Annotated in this window: 10 protein-coding genes and 1 tRNA gene; 8 read left to right on the top strand and 3 right to left on the bottom strand. The window is 58.6% G+C overall.

Annotated elements, in window-relative coordinates; genetic code table 11:
* The first annotated feature begins 8 nt into the window (after positions 1-8).
* Positions 9-2315: an ATP-dependent Clp protease ATP-binding subunit ClpA gene (clpA, locus tag FHR98_RS03455; RefSeq protein WP_183415254.1), complete on the top strand. Its 2307-nt coding sequence runs from the start codon at positions 9-11 to the stop codon at positions 2313-2315.
* A gap of 49 nt (positions 2316-2364) precedes the next feature.
* On the opposite strand, the gene FHR98_RS03450 is transcribed toward clpA, so the two are convergent.
* On the bottom strand, positions 2365-3615 hold the full coding sequence (locus tag FHR98_RS03450; RefSeq protein ID WP_183415253.1) for a hypothetical protein: 1251 nt from the start codon (positions 3613-3615) through the stop codon (positions 2365-2367).
* Between the two features lie 104 nt (positions 3616-3719).
* Positions 3720-4910: a GNAT family N-acetyltransferase gene (locus FHR98_RS03445; RefSeq protein ID WP_183415252.1), complete on the bottom strand. Its 1191-nt coding sequence runs from the start codon at positions 4908-4910 to the stop codon at positions 3720-3722.
* 149 nt (positions 4911-5059) lie between these two features.
* Here FHR98_RS03445 and FHR98_RS03440 point away from each other — a divergent pair, with 149 nt between their 5' ends.
* Positions 5060-6664 carry a phytoene desaturase family protein gene (locus FHR98_RS03440; protein WP_183415251.1) on the top strand — a complete coding sequence of 535 codons (1605 nt, stop codon included), beginning with the start codon at positions 5060-5062 and terminating at the stop codon, positions 6662-6664.
* Between the two features lie 48 nt (positions 6665-6712).
* Positions 6713-7960: an NAD(P)/FAD-dependent oxidoreductase gene (locus FHR98_RS03435; RefSeq protein ID WP_183415250.1), complete on the top strand. Its 1248-nt coding sequence runs from the start codon at positions 6713-6715 to the stop codon at positions 7958-7960.
* On the opposite strand, the gene lipB is transcribed toward FHR98_RS03435, so the two are convergent.
* A complete protein-coding gene (lipB, locus tag FHR98_RS03430; protein ID WP_183415249.1) occupies positions 7957-8640 on the bottom strand; it encodes a lipoyl(octanoyl) transferase LipB in 684 nt (227 codons plus the stop codon). The two genes, FHR98_RS03435 and lipB, sit on opposite strands and share 4 nt — an antisense overlap.
* 110 nt (positions 8641-8750) lie before the next feature.
* Here lipB and FHR98_RS03425 point away from each other — a divergent pair.
* From FHR98_RS03425 to FHR98_RS03405, 5 genes are all read left to right on the top strand, one after another.
* Positions 8751-8837 (top strand) — tRNA-Leu (locus FHR98_RS03425).
* 167 nt (positions 8838-9004) lie between these two features.
* Positions 9005-11290: an NADP-dependent malic enzyme gene (locus FHR98_RS03420; RefSeq protein WP_183415248.1), complete on the top strand. Its 2286-nt coding sequence runs from the start codon at positions 9005-9007 to the stop codon at positions 11288-11290.
* 19 nt (positions 11291-11309) lie between these two features.
* Complete coding sequence (mgtE, locus tag FHR98_RS03415) at positions 11310-12740, top strand: magnesium transporter (protein WP_183415247.1); 1431 nt, start codon at positions 11310-11312, stop codon at positions 12738-12740.
* A 51-nt stretch (positions 12741-12791) separates the two neighbouring features.
* Positions 12792-13760 carry an ornithine cyclodeaminase family protein gene (locus FHR98_RS03410; protein WP_246377424.1) on the top strand — a complete coding sequence of 323 codons (969 nt, stop codon included), beginning with the start codon at positions 12792-12794 and terminating at the stop codon, positions 13758-13760.
* Positions 13757-14215 carry a PaaI family thioesterase gene (locus FHR98_RS03405; protein ID WP_183415246.1) on the top strand — a complete coding sequence of 153 codons (459 nt, stop codon included), beginning with the start codon at positions 13757-13759 and terminating at the stop codon, positions 14213-14215. Before FHR98_RS03410 ends, FHR98_RS03405 begins: the two co-directional genes overlap by 4 nt.
* Positions 14216-14232 lie beyond the last annotated feature (17 nt).

The following is a 14232-nucleotide window of genomic DNA, read 5'->3' as shown; positions in this document are numbered from 1 at the left end:
AAAGCGTCATGCTTTCAGCCAATCTCGAACGAACGCTGCACCGCGCCATGGCCTATGCCAGTGAGCGGCAGCACGAGTACGCGACGCTTGAACACTTGCTGTTGGCCATGACCGACGACAGTGACTCCATTGCGGTACTCCGTGCCTGCGGTGTCGACCTGCAACGTCTCCACGATGAACTGACCCGTTACATCGATGAGGAGCACGGTAAGCTTATCGCTCCGGAATCGACCGACCCCAAGCCGACGGCGGGGTTTCACAGGGTGCTTCAGCGTGCGGCCATTCATGTCCAATCGTCGGGCCGCGAAGAAGTGACTGGCGCCAATGTCTTGGTGGCCATGTTCTCCGAGCGGGAAAGCCACGCGGTTTTCTTTCTGCAAGAACAGGACATGACGCGGCTGGATGCGGTGAACTATATCAGCCACGGCATCGCCAAGGTTCCGCAGCAGGATCAGCCGCGCACGCCGACCGGTGCGGACGAGGAGGCCGAGACCGAACAGACCGTGCGGCAGGGCCGTGAGTCCTTGGATGCCTATTGCGTGAATCTGAACGAAAAAGCGCAGGCCGGTAAAATCGATCCGCTGATTGGTCGAGAAGCCGAGATTGAACGCACGATTCAGGTTTTGTGCCGCCGCACGAAGAACAACCCCCTCTATGTCGGCGAGCCTGGCGTTGGCAAGACGGCTATCGCCGAGGGCTTGGCCAAGCGCATTGTCGAAGGCGAGGTTCCCGAGGTTCTGGCCGACGCGACGATTTTTTCGCTGGATATGGGCGCCCTGTTGGCCGGCACCCGCTATCGGGGCGATTTCGAAGAACGCTTGAAAGCGGTCCTTTCGGAGCTGGAGGCAATCGAAGGCGCAGTGCTTTTCATTGACGAGATACACACGGTGATTGGCGCCGGCGCAACGTCCGGCGGCGCCATGGATGCATCGAACCTGCTGAAGCCCGCTTTGCAAAGCGGTCTGCTGCGTTGCATCGGATCGACCACCTACAAGGAATACCGCAATCATTTCGAGAAAGACCGGGCGCTCGTTCGCCGTTTTCAAAAAATCGATGTGATCGAGCCTAGTGTCGAGGACGCGGTGAAAATCATGCAGGGTCTCAAGCCCTATTATGAGGCCCATCATGGTGTCCGTTACACCGCCGACGCCATTCGCACCGCCGTTGAGTTGTCGGCGCGATACATCGGTGATCGAAAGCTTCCCGACAAGGCCATTGACGTGATCGACGAGGTGGGGGCATCACAGCGTCTGCTGCCGCCCTCGAAGCGGCGCAAGGTCATCGGCGTCAAGGAAGTGGAGGCGGTCGTAGCAAAGATTGCCCGCATCCCACCCAAAAGCGTCAGTAAGGACGATAAGACAGCCCTGAAGAACCTGGAGCGTGATCTGCGCACGATGGTCTTTGGCCAGGATACGGCGATCACGGCGTTGTCTTCGGCCATCAAGTTAGCCAGGGCAGGGCTGCGCGATGCGGAAAAGCCCATCGGTTCCTACCTTTTCTCGGGCCCCACCGGCGTCGGCAAGACCGAAGCGGCGCGTCAACTGGCACTGTCGCTGGGTATCGAGCTCACGCGCTTCGATATGTCGGAATATATGGAGCGGCATTCGATCTCGCGACTGATCGGTGCGCCGCCGGGATATGTCGGATTCGACCAAGGCGGTCTACTGACCGATGCGGTCGATCAACACCCGCATTGTGTCTTGTTGCTGGATGAGATCGAGAAGGCGCACCCTGATCTCTTCAACATCCTGCTTCAGGTGATGGACTACGGAAAGCTGACGGACCATAACGGCAAGAATGTCGACTTCCGGAACGTGATCCTGATCATGACAACCAATGCCGGTGCATCGGACATGACCCGCAAGGCCATCGGCTTCAACCGCGATACCCGAGAGGGCGAGGATGAGGAAGCAATCAAACGTCTCTTCACGCCTGAGTTCCGTAATCGCCTGGATGCGGTGATTGCCTTCGCGGCGCTTTCCGAAGAGGTCGTCGAGCAAGTGGTCGACAAGTTCGTGCTGCAGCTGGAAGCCCAGCTCGAAGATCGACAGGTAATGATCACGCTCAGTGATGCGGCGCGTAAGTGGCTCGCCAAGCGGGGATATGACCCGTTGAATGGCGCACGACCCCTGGCGCGCATCATCCAGGAGTACATTAAAAAGCCGCTGGCCGAGGAACTGCTCTTTGGCAAGTTGGTGAAGGGCGGCGTCGTCGAGGTTGATATCAAGGACGACAAACCGGCCTTCAAGCTGGAAGAAGAAGGCCCCGGGGGTAAGGGTAGCAAGAAGAAGCGCGAGCCTGCGCAGGTCCCTTGAAACCTATGCGAGTCGGGAAACTTACGGCCTGATCGTTCCGGTTAGCGCTTTACTGGCGCGCGTTCTCGTCTTTCGATAAATGGCCGATCGACTGCTGGACGACATAATCGGCCAAGGTTGCTATCCCCAGCTTGTTCAGATGGCAACAGGCGTCTCGGTAAACCGTTCTTTTCTCGGATTGAAACAACGTAGTTGCGTCGCCGAACGGCACGCCTGCCGCGGTGATATCCGTTTGCCTGTTGATTAAGGCCGGATACCCGACCGTGGCATAGGGGGCATAGATCGCTGCGGCGGACCGGAAACGCTCCTGCTCCTTCCGGCTCCAGGGTTTGCTGCCTTCGACATACTGATTGGGCTGCAGGATATGCACATAATCGATGCCAAAGCTGCGAGCAAGGCGGTGCATGGTTATCGAAGACCTGACCCAAAGGTCTGCCGAATAATCGTATAGCTGGGTATCCGTTTCGAAAGCGATGGGTGGCCCCTTGGCCTCCAAAGAGTACCCGGATGCGATCTCGAAAGACGTCTCGAACAGCTCTTGAATGCGCTCTTCGTCTTCCAGAATCTGGTTGCGCAGGAAGTGACCAGCTATAGCGGACCATCCGATGACGGGCTCTTTTGCTATGGTGATCCACTTCGCCTGTTCTTGCCGCAGGTAGGTTATCTCTCCGTCGAGCAGCCGGCGGTCAAGACTGACCTCGCCGACAACATTGGACCATTGCCGGGGAAAGGCCGGATGCTGACCGCTGCGCTGGAAGTTAAGGGCGGGCAACACGATCTCATTGAAGCCGTCTAGATTGATGACGAGGTCAAACCGTCCACTTAATGCCAAAAAATAACTGAGAACCTGCAGTTGTTGGGGTTGCTTGTACCCGCCGGTCGCGGCGTTGAAGACCTTCACCTTTCGGTTGGTGTGCCCGGCGGTCTTCAAAGCCGCTCGGAACCGCGTTTCGAGATTTCCGAAACGACCGATTTGTTGCGCCACAGACCCCCCCGTCAAAAGGATGGAGAAGGCTGCTGGCTCTGCTACAAGAGGGTCCGATTTACTACTAAACCCATGTGATTGCTCATTGTTTTCAATTTTTGGCGCAACGTAACCGAAGTAGGGATGAAGAAGGTAGTTCTTCATCCACTTCGGGCGTTCATTCTGCGTTGTCAGCATCGTCGCGCTTGGAATGTCTGCAAGATCCTCGGCAGCATAGGATTTGCCGTCGGTCAGGTAGAAATAGCCTCGAAATGCAGCTTCCAACGCGACAAGGTCGAGAAGAATCAAGAGACTCCAGAAAATCAATTTCTTCATAATATGTTTTTCTGAAAATTCTCAGCTTCAGGGACGCTAGCCCTTTGGCGGATAGGGGTAAAGATTTGCTTGTCGGGAGAATGAAATACGGGATCGAAAAGTGCTTAATCGCCGCTGCGATAGGGACTGTGTTCCAGCAGGTATTGCCGGTCCTGGTCCAGGCTGGCCCGTTCCTGTGTCAGAAACCGTGAAACGGGCTGTGCCAGCGCCGGGTCGGCGATCCAATGCAGGCTGTAGGTATCGACCGGAAGATAGCCACGTTGAATTTTGTGCTCTCCCTGGGCCCCAGCTTCGACGACCTCGAGCCCCTGTTCGATCGCAAAATCAATGGCTTGATAGTAGCAAGCCTCGAAATGGAGGAAGCGAAACTCTTCGAGACAACCCCAGTTTCGTCCGTAGAGCCGCTTCTTGCCGATCAGATTGAACGCGCCTGCCACCGGCTCGCCGTCCTTTTCCGCCAGAACCAACAGGACGCGGTCTCCCAGCGCCGAGGATAGCCCTTCGAAGAATTCCTGAGTCAGATAAGCGTGAGCCCATTTCTTGTCCACCGTTGCCAGGTAGAAGCCGTAGAAGTCGCGCCAATGCCGGGCTTTAATTTCGCCGCCGACGAGGTGCCGCAGCGTCACGCCACTGCGGGCGACGGCCTCGCGTTCCTTGCGGAGATTCTTGCGCTTTCGCGAGGTGAGCTTTGCGAGAAAATCGTCGAAACAGCGATAGCCACGGTTTTCCCAATGGTATTGCATCCCGCGGCGTTTCAAGAGGCCCAACTCTCCGCCTAGCTGCCATTCTTCCGCCGTGCAGAAGGTAAGGTGCAGCGAGGAAAGGCCGTGCTCCCCGGTCAGTCGAACCATGGCGCTGAGCAATGCCTGACGGAGTTGATCGCCCGTTGGCTCACCGGGGGAAAGATCAGGTCTTACCAGCAGTCGGGCGCCGGGTACGGGGGTGAAGGGTACTGCGGATTGAAGCTTCGGATAGTAGCGCCCGCCGGCGCGTTCATAGGCGTCAGCCCAACCCCAATCGAAGACATATTCGCCGTAGGAGTGGCTTTTGACGTAGAGCGGCGCACAGGCCAACAGTCTGCTGGCGTCCAAGGGACTGCGAATGGCAAGATGGCGGGCCATCCAACCGCTATCACGGGTCGCTGCGCCGCTGTCTTCCAGCAGCTTCAAGAAACCATGGCTAAGGGTCGGGTTGGCCGCACCGGCACAAGCATCCCACTGTTGCGCCGCGACATCGGACAAGCTGCCAATCAGGACGACTTCCAAAGGTTGCTCGTTATCGGTTCCGTCCGGCATATCGACCTCTTGGTGCATGATCTATCAGGACAATAAGACCAGCGTCAGCGTCGGGCAAAGGTCGATGCTTGCCCGCGCCTTCATTCTGCGGCTAGGCTCTGTGCTTCCTGAACGATCGTCCAGCGAGATACCAGAGGAGGGCACCGCCATTGGCTGCTGAAGCGCAATATGACGTCGTGGTGATTGGAGCCGGGCATAATGGTCTGACTTGTGCCGGATATCTGGCACGCGGTGGGTTGCGGGTGAAGGTCGTGGAGCGACGGTCCGTGGTTGGTGGCGCAGCGCTTACCGAGGAGTTTCACCCTGGTTTTCGCAACTCGGTATACTCTTACGTCGTCAGCCTCCTTTCACCGAAGGTCATCAAGGATTTGGAGTTGGCAAAGCACGGCTTGACGATCCTGGATCGTCCTTCCGGCTCCTTCTCGGCTTTGCCGGACGGTCAGCACTTGCTGCTCAGCCGCAACATGGAGATCGCAAAGCGGGAAATCGCGAAGTTCTCGACTGAAGATGCCGGCGCCTACGAGGCTTTTGACCGCCTGCTTGGCGAATTGGCCGAAGCCTTGCGCGATGTGGTGAACGAGGGGCCGCCAAACTTGGGCGGCGGTCTTGCCGACCTCTGGATCGGTTTGAAGACAGGCAACCGATTGCGCAAGCTCTCAACCAGCAAACAAGGCGCTTTGGCCGAATTGTTCACAATGTCGATCGGTGACTATTTGAACCGCTGGTTCGAAAGCGACCCCATCAAGGGCGACTTAGGGTTTGAGGGCATCATTGGGAACATGGTCAGCCCCTATGCGCAAGGCTCAGCCTACGTGTTGCTGCATCACGCCTTCGGGGAGGTGAATGGCCGCACCGGTGCTTGGGGCCATGCCAAGGGTGGGATGGGGTCTATTACCCAGGCGATGGCAAAAGCTTGCCAAGCACACAATGTCGATATCGAGACCGATGCGGGCGTCCGTGAGGTGCTGACCGAGAAAGGCCAGGCCAAAGGCGTGGTGCTGGAGGACGGACGTGTGATTCGTGCGCGGGCCGTGGCGGCGAACGTCAATCCGAAACTGTTGTTCGGCAAGATGGTTGATGGCGCCTTGTTGCCCGATGATTTCCGCCGGCGGATGGACGGGTGGCGCTGCCGCTCGGGTACTTTCCGCATGAATGTTGCGCTCTCTGAGCTACCGCGTTTTGCCTCGCTGAACGGCGAGGACGATGAGAAGTATCTGACCGGCACCATCAACGTCGCACCATCGCTCCCCTACCTCGAGCAGGCCTACGATGATGCGCGATTGAAGGGCTGGGCGGCGAAGCCCGTTATCTCGATGTGCATTCCGTCGCTTCTGGACGATAGCCTGGCTCCGGAGGGCTGCCATGTCGCCAGCCTTTTCTGCCAGCATTTCAACCCAGAACTCCCCGGCGGCCAGTCATGGGATGCGGTGAAGGAAGGGGTCGCCGATACGATCATCGAGACGCTGGATGCCGTCGCGCCCAATTTCAAAAACGCGGTCGTCGGCCGCCAGGTAAAGTCGCCATTGGATTTGGAGCGCGATCTAGGGTTGATCGGTGGCGATATTTTTCATGGTGCATTGCATCTGGATCAGATTTACAGCTTGCGTCCGGCGGCTGGTTATGCGGATTACCGTATGCCGTTGCCGGGCCTTTATCTCTGCGGATCAGGGGCTCATCCAGGCGGCGGCGTTTCCGGATTGCCGGGACATCACGCCGCCCACGTAATTCTGAAGGACGCAAGGCGTCGCAAGTAATCGGCCTGAGCGGCTTGTCGCTGCGGAGTGTAGAGGGAGAGGCCCGTCATGGCGGGAGAGAAGAAGAAAGTCGTTGTCATAGGCGCGGGCGCTATTGGGGTTTGTACGGCGCTCTATCTGCTGCGTGATGGACATGATGTGACTCTGGTCGAAAAAGACGGACCCGCCGAGGGAGCCTCGTTCGGCAACGGCAGCGTCATCGGCGAGGAATCCGTGGTTCCCGTCGCCATGCCGGGAATTTTCTGGCGCGTGCCGAAGATGTTGCTCAACCCGCTTGGACCTTTGGCTGTGCGCTGGTCCTACCTTCCGCAGCTTGCACCCTGGCTGGTAGAGTTCCTAAAGGCCAGCAGCCCGGCGCGCGTCGAGGAGATATCCAAGGCTCTGGCAGCGCTGATGGCCGGCACTTTCGAAGCCTATGATCCTTTGCTGGAAATGGCCGGCGAGCCCGACATGATCCGGCGCACCGGCTGGATGGGGGTTTACGAGACGGAAAAGGGTTTTGCCAACGACAGCCGTTATCTGGATATCCAGAAACGGCGCGGCGTCGAGCATGAAATCCTGCAGGCCGAGGAGATCCGGCAGCTTGAACCTAGTCTTGCGCCAATTTTCAAGCGGGCGGTCTACTATCCGAAGGTCGGCTATTCCATCAACAACTACCGCATGGTGCGGGCTTTTGCCGAGGCCTTCCAGCGCGGCGGCGGACGCTACCTGCAAGCCGAGGTGTCCGGCTTCGACATAGGTGAGGCGGGACCGCGCGCGGTGCGGACAGACAAAGAGACAGTCGCTTGTGATGCGGTGGTCGTAGCCGCTGGCGCCTGGTCCAAACCGCTGGCAGAGGCTCTTGGCGCGCCGGTGCTATTGGATACTGAGCGTGGCTACCATATGACCTATCCGACGCCCGGCGTCGCACCGCGTCTGCCGGTTTACTCAACCGAGCGCGCATTCGTGGCAACGCCGCTGGAGAACGGCTTGCGCGTGGCGGGTACGGTCGAACTCGGGGGCCTGAAAGCAGCGCCTAACTGGAACCGGGCCAAGGTTCTGGAGAGCCATGTATCGCGCTGGTATCCGGGTCTCAACACAGAGGGCGGCAAACCCTGGATGGGCTTTCGTCCGTCGATGCCGGATTCCCTGCCGGTGATCGGACGCAGCCCCCGCCATGCCAACGCCTTCCTGGCTTTCGGCCATGGTCACTGCGGTTTGATGCTTGCGGCCAGGACCGGCGCACTGGTCGCGGAAATGGTTTCTGATAAGCCGATGTCGCTCGATATGACGCCCTACAGGCCAGATCGCTTCTAATTGCCGTCAGAACCGCCGAAGACCTCTTCGAAGCTGAGCTTCAACGCCGCGTCCAGGTCTTGCAGTGTTACCGGAAGCCCCAGATCGACGAGCGAGGTGACACCATGCTCGCGGATGCCGCAGGGCACGATTCCCTCGAAGTGAGTAAGATCGGGCTCCAGGTTGATGGAAATACCGTGGTAGGTGACCCAGCGGCGCACACGCACACCGATGGCGGCGATCTTATCTTCCCGTCGCTGGCCTTGAGCGTCTGACCCGCGATCGATCCAGATTCCGACGCGCCCGGCGCGCCGTTCACCTTCGACATTGAACTTCGCGAGCGTGCGGATGATCCATTCTTCCAGATTATGGACGTAGCAGCGGACATCCGGGCCGCGCCGCTTTAGGTCCAGCATCACGTAGGCAACGCGCTGGCCGGGGCCGTGGTAGGTATACTGGCCGCCGCGACCGGCTTCATAGACCGGAAAACGCGAATCTAGCAGATCCTCGGCATTGGCGCTGGTGCCCGCTGTGTAGAGGGGAGGGTGTTCCAGCAACCAGATGCATTCCGGGGCGATTCCCTGGCGGATTTCCGCCACCCGTTGCTCCATGAAGGCCAGCGCGTCGGGATAGGGAACCAGCGTATCGGTATGCAGCCACTCCGGTGTGTCGGCGAAAACTTTTACTTGTTGTTCGATCATTCGGTAATAACCGGTGGTATCAGCTTGAATTCCTGGGGGGCATTTGCTATCTCCCTCGTCACCATACGGTAAGCCAAGCGTTTGGCAAGCCGGAGGTTGCGTCAGGGTATGCGGTCGTGGCGGAATTGGTAGACGCGCAGCGTTGAGGTCGCTGTGGGCGAGAGCCCGTGGAAGTTCGAGTCTTCTCGACCGCACCATCTGACTGGAACAAAATTCGGCACGAACAGGGCCCGCTTGAGTTTTTTCGGCGGGCTTTCGTTTGAGGTGCCATGCGATTCCGGCAATGATAGACGTCCAATCGAATCGCTCGCTGTTCTGATCGCCTTTCGTAGGCTGCAGCAGCGGACCGTTAGCAGGGGGTTTCATGGCAAAGGATTTTCGCGAAGCAGCACTCGCCTATCACCGGCAGTATCCGCCCGGAAAGCTGGAGATCAAGGCGACCAAGCCGCTGGCTAACCAAGCGGACTTGGCGCTTGCTTACTCGCCTGGCGTCGCGGAAGCCTGCCGACTGATCGTCGATGACCCGGATCAGGTGGCCAGCGTCACCGCCCGGGGAAACCTGATCGGTGTGGTTACGAACGGCACCGCGGTTCTGGGATTGGGCGCGATCGGGCCGCTTGCCGCCAAGCCGGTGATGGAAGGCAAGGCCGTTCTCTTCAAGAAGTTCGCCGGGATAGATGTTTTCGATATTGAGGTGGATGAGCGCGACCCGGATCGCTTCGTTGATATCGTCGCAGCCCTGGAGCCGACGTTCGGCGGCATCAATCTGGAAGACATAAAGGCGCCGGAGTGCTTCGAGATCGAACAGCGCTTGCGTGAGCGCATGAACATCCCGGTTTTCCATGACGATCAACACGGTACGGCCATCATAGTCGCAGCAGCGATCTACAATGGATTGCGGCTGGTCGGGAAGAAGCCGGAAGAGGTGAAGCTGGTAACGTCGGGTGCCGGAGCGGCGGCGATTGCATGCCTCAACCTTTTGGTGGCTATCGGTGTCAAACGCGAGAACATCTGGGTCAACGACATCATGGGGCTGGTCTACGAGGGCCGTACGGAGCAGATGGATCCCTGGAAGGGTGCTTACGCGCAGTCCAGCAATATGCGCAGCCTGGATGAGGTTATCGAAGGCGCCGATATTTTCCTCGGTCTGTCGGCGCCGGGCGTACTTACCCAGTCCATGGTTCGGAAGATGGCCGACAAACCGATCATCATGGCGTTGGCCAATCCGACGCCTGAGATCATGCCGGAGGAGGCTAAAGAAGCCTCGCCGGGGGCCATCATATGTAGCGGACGCAGCGACTACCCCAACCAGGTCAATAACGTCCTTTGCTTTCCTTTCATCTTCAAGGGCGCGCTTGACGTAGGCGCCACGACAATCAACGAGGAAATGAAGTTGGCCTGCGTCAAGGCATTGGCCGATTTGGCCATGGCTGAGCCGTCCGAGGTCGTCGTGCGCGCTTATGGTGAAACGCGGTCTTTCGGGCCGGAATATCTGATTCCAAGGCCTTTCGACCCCAGGCTGTTAGTTGAAATCGCACCGGCGGTCGCAAAGGCGGCGATGGACAGCGGCGTCGCCCGGCGACCGATCGCCGACCTTGAGGCCTACAAGGAAAGCCTCAGTCAGTTTGTCTTCCGCTCTGGGCTGGTGATGAAGCCGGTCTTCGATCAGGCGCGCAAGGATCCCAAGCGGGTCATCTATGCCGAAGGCGAGGACGAACGCGTTTTGCGGGCGGTGCAGTCCGCAGTGGACGAAGGTATAGCGCGCCCAATCCTTGTCGGCCGCCCCGATGTTATCCATACACGGATTGAGCGGTTGGGCCTGCGTCTGCAGCTCGACAAGGACTTGGAAGTTATCAACCCCGAAAGCGACAGCCGCTACAAGGATTACTGGACCAGCTATCACACCTTGATGGAACGCAAGGGCGTGACCCCCGATGTGGCACGCACGATCGTGCGCACGCGCACCTCTGTCATCGCCGCCCTGGCTGTCCATAAAGGCGATGCGGACGCTATGATCTGCGGCGTGGAAGGGCGTTTCAAGAAGCAGGTAGAGCACATTCGCGATGTGATCGGATTGGCAGACGATGCCCATTGCTTCGCGGCCATGAGCCTTCTGATCCTGCCGCGCGGCATCTATTTCATCTGCGATACTTACGTGGCAGGCGACCATAACGTCCAGGAGTTCGTCGAGATCACGCTGATGGCCGCCGCCGCTGTTCGCCGATTCGGCATCGAGCCCAAGGTGGCGATGATCTCCCACTCCAACTTTGGTGCGGAGCCCAGCGAGACGGCGACCAAGATGCGCAGTGCCGTGGCACTGCTTCACGAGACCCACCCTGAATTGGAGGTGGAAGGGGAAATGCATGCCGATGCGGCCCTTTCCGAGAGTTTGCGTGAAAGGATGTTCCCGAATTCGCGTTTGTCGGGAGAGGCAAACTTATTGATGATGCCGACCTTGGATGCGGCGAATATTTCCTTCAATCTGATGAAAGCGTTGGGAGACGGCTTGCCGGTCGGGCCGATTTTGCTGGGACCGCGCAAGCCCGCGCACATTTTAACCCCCTCCGTGACCGCAAGGGGTATCCTGAACATGACGGCGGTTGCTTCCGTCGATGCGCAGGCGCAGCTTGAGAGGCGGAGTAGCAAATGAAGGGAGGAGGTGGCTGTAGATGGTTGATCGTCCTCCCGAACAGGAGCGACCCGAGGAGAACCCGCCGCAAGAGCAGGTTGGCGTAGGGATAGACACCTCCGCCGAAGGCAGCCTCGTGCTGCCCGAGGAACTTATCAGTTCAATTCACGAGGCCTTGGCGGCCGGTGACGTGCAGCAGGCAGAAGTGCTGGTGCATGCGCTGCACCCGGCCGATGCTGCCGATATTCTCGAAATACTCTCCGCCGACGAGCGTACTTTGCTGGTCGAGATACTGGGTGCGACCATCGATCCGGAGGTTCTCAGCCATCTGGAGCCTACGATCCGCGAAGAGGTGCTCGAACAACTGGGCGCGGAGAACCTTGCCCGGGTGCTGATGCATCTGGACAGCGACGACGCCGTTGAAATTTTCGAGGATCTGGAGGAGGACGCGCAGCAGCACATCCTTTCGGCTCTGCCGCTGGCCTACCGGCACATCCTGCAGGAAGGCTTGAGCTATCCCGAGGACTCCGCCGGGCGCTTGATGGCCCGCGAGTTCGTCGCGATTCCGCAGAGCTGGACCATCGGTCAGACAATCGACTATTTGCGCGCCGCCGAGGACCTGCCGGATATCTTTTACGATCTCTATGTGGTCAACCCAAAGCACAAGCCGGTTGGTATCATTCCGCTGAGCCGCGCCATCGGCGCCCGTCGACCGGAAAAACTGGGCGACCTGATGGATCAGGAACTGCGTACGATTCCGCTGACGATGGATCAGGAAGATGTCGCCTACATCTTCCGCCAGTACGGCCTGGCATCGGCCCCGGTCGTCGATGCGGCCGGTCGCCTTGTCGGTACGATTACCGTCGATGACGTGGTGTTGGTTATCGAGGAAGAGGCGGAAGAGGACATCATGAAGCTGGCCGGTGTCGCCGAGACCGACCTCTATGACGCAGCGATCGATACGGCAAAGGCTCGTTTTACCTGGCTGTTGCTCAACCTCGGCACAGCCGTGCTGGCGTCACTGGTCATCGGCCTGTTCTCCGGCACCATTGAAAAGGTCGTGGCGCTGGCGGTTCTCATGCCGATTGTCGCCTCCATGGGTGGAAATGCCGGAACCCAAACGCTGACCGTTGCCGTACGTGCGATAGCGATGCGCGATCTGGGCCCTTGGAACGCGCTGAGGTTCGTGGGTAAGGAAGTGATCGTCGGGGCTGCCAACGGTGTTATTTTTGCGTTGGTCATGGGGTTGGTCGCCTGGCTCTGGTTCGACAGCGCCATGATTGGGTTGATTATCGGCGTGGCCATGGTTCTCAACCTTGTGGTCGCCGCTCTTTTTGGTACCTTGATTCCGCTCGGCCTCGAACGCCTGAAGATTGATCCGGCCGTGGCCTCGAGTGTGTTCTTGACTACGGTTACCGACGTTGTCGGATTCCTGGCTTTCCTTGGACTGGCGGCGTTGATGTTGACGTAAGGATTTGAATGCTCCGAGGCGTGAAGTCCTCGGAATTGGGGAGAGATTACGTTGCTGTATTTGACAGATGAAAAACTGAATCACCTTTTGACATACGAAACCCTCGTTCCAGCACTTAGAGACATGCATAAAGTGCCGCCCGAGGTCTTGGAGGACATGTTGCTGGAGCAACCGGCCGTTGCCGGTGGCGTGGATAGAATCCTGAACCGGGCGGCTTGGCAGCAGGGTAAAGCCTTGGGCGTAAAGTTGGCGACAATCTTCCCGAACAATGGGAAGGACGGATCTGATTTACCGTCCATTCAGGCCCTTTACGTTCTTTTTGATGGTACAAACGGTTCGCCACAGGCGGTCATGGACGGCACTGTCCTGACATGGCGCAAGACCGCTGCGGATAGCGCGCTGGGCGCTTCCTTTCTTGCACGCGACGATGTGGAGCACATGGTCATGGTTGGCGCTGGTTCGATGGCGCCGGAGCTGATCAAGGCTCACCTGTCGGTCAGGCCATCGCTGAGGCGCGTATCGATCTTCAACCGCTCGGCGGGCCGGGCCGACGATCTCGTCGCCCGCCTGTCGACCGAAGCTCCGGGTGTATCTTTCAGCCGGGTCGACGATCTGGAAGCGGCGGTCGGCGAGGCGGACCTGGTTTGCTGTGCGACCATGAGCCAGACACCGGTTGTTTCGGGTGCTTGGCTGAGGCCGGGCACGCACCTCGATCTGATAGGTGCTTACACGGCCGAGATGAGGGAAGCGGATGACGAAGCGTTGCGGCGGGGACGCTTGTTCGTCGATTCGAGAGACACCACGATCAAGCATATCGGTGAGCTGATGATACCGCTGCGGACGGGTGTCATCGCGGAATCCGATGTTCTTGCCGATCTGGTCGATCTTTGCCGCGGCGAGGCGCCGGGGCGACAAACCGCCGAGGAAATTACAATCTTCAAGAATGGTGGCGGAGGGCATTTGGATTTGATGACCGCGCGCCATGCGATTACGCGCGCTTCCGAAGAGGGTGTCGCATGAAGACTCATAAACCCATAGATCCTGATTTCCGGCAAAGAGTAACAAACTCATTCCGACAACAAACGGTTATGTCGCTGATAGGCGCCGAATTGACACGGGTCGATGCGGGCTTGGCCGAAATCAGCCTGCCCTACCGATCCGACCTCTGTCAGCAGAACGGATATTTTCACGCCGGGATAACCAGCACGATCGCGGATTCAGCAGGCGGTTACGCTGCTTACACCCTATTTCCGCCGGGCTCTGGCGTTCTGACGGTGGAGTTCAAAATCAATCTTCTGGCGCCTGCATTCGGCGATAAATTGGTGGCGATCGGCTATGTCGTGAAGCCGGGCCGAACCCTAACCGTCTGTGATGTTGAAATTCATGCGGTGCAGAAAGAAGAAGTCACGCTTTGTGCAAAGATGCAACAAACCTTGATCAGGCTTGATCGACGTAAAGAGCCGAGGCCAAGCTAGCAAAAACCTTGATTCCC

The organism is Limibacillus halophilus (genome assembly GCF_014191775.1).
Lineage (GTDB): Bacteria > Pseudomonadota > Alphaproteobacteria > Kiloniellales > CECT-8803 > Limibacillus > Limibacillus halophilus.
The sequence above is the reverse complement of the archived record's forward strand: the minus strand, read 5'-3'. Positions and strand labels throughout refer to the sequence as shown.

Coding starts and splice junctions, on each gene's coding strand:
- FHR98_RS03435 (WP_183415250.1), top strand. CDS start 6,713: ATGGCGGGAGAGAAGAAGAAAGTCGTTGTCATAGGCGCGGGCGCTATT.
- clpA (WP_183415254.1), top strand. CDS start 9: ATGCTTTCAGCCAATCTCGAACGAACGCTGCACCGCGCCATGGCCTAT.
- FHR98_RS03445 (WP_183415252.1), bottom strand. CDS start 4,910: ATGCCGGACGGAACCGATAACGAGCAACCTTTGGAAGTCGTCCTGATT.
- mgtE (WP_183415247.1), top strand. CDS start 11,310: ATGGTTGATCGTCCTCCCGAACAGGAGCGACCCGAGGAGAACCCGCCG.
- FHR98_RS03450 (WP_183415253.1), bottom strand. CDS start 3,615: ATGAAGAAATTGATTTTCTGGAGTCTCTTGATTCTTCTCGACCTTGTC.
- lipB (WP_183415249.1), bottom strand. CDS start 8,640: ATGATCGAACAACAAGTAAAAGTTTTCGCCGACACACCGGAGTGGCTG.
- FHR98_RS03405 (WP_183415246.1), top strand. CDS start 13,757: ATGAAGACTCATAAACCCATAGATCCTGATTTCCGGCAAAGAGTAACA.
- FHR98_RS03420 (WP_183415248.1), top strand. CDS start 9,005: ATGGCAAAGGATTTTCGCGAAGCAGCACTCGCCTATCACCGGCAGTAT.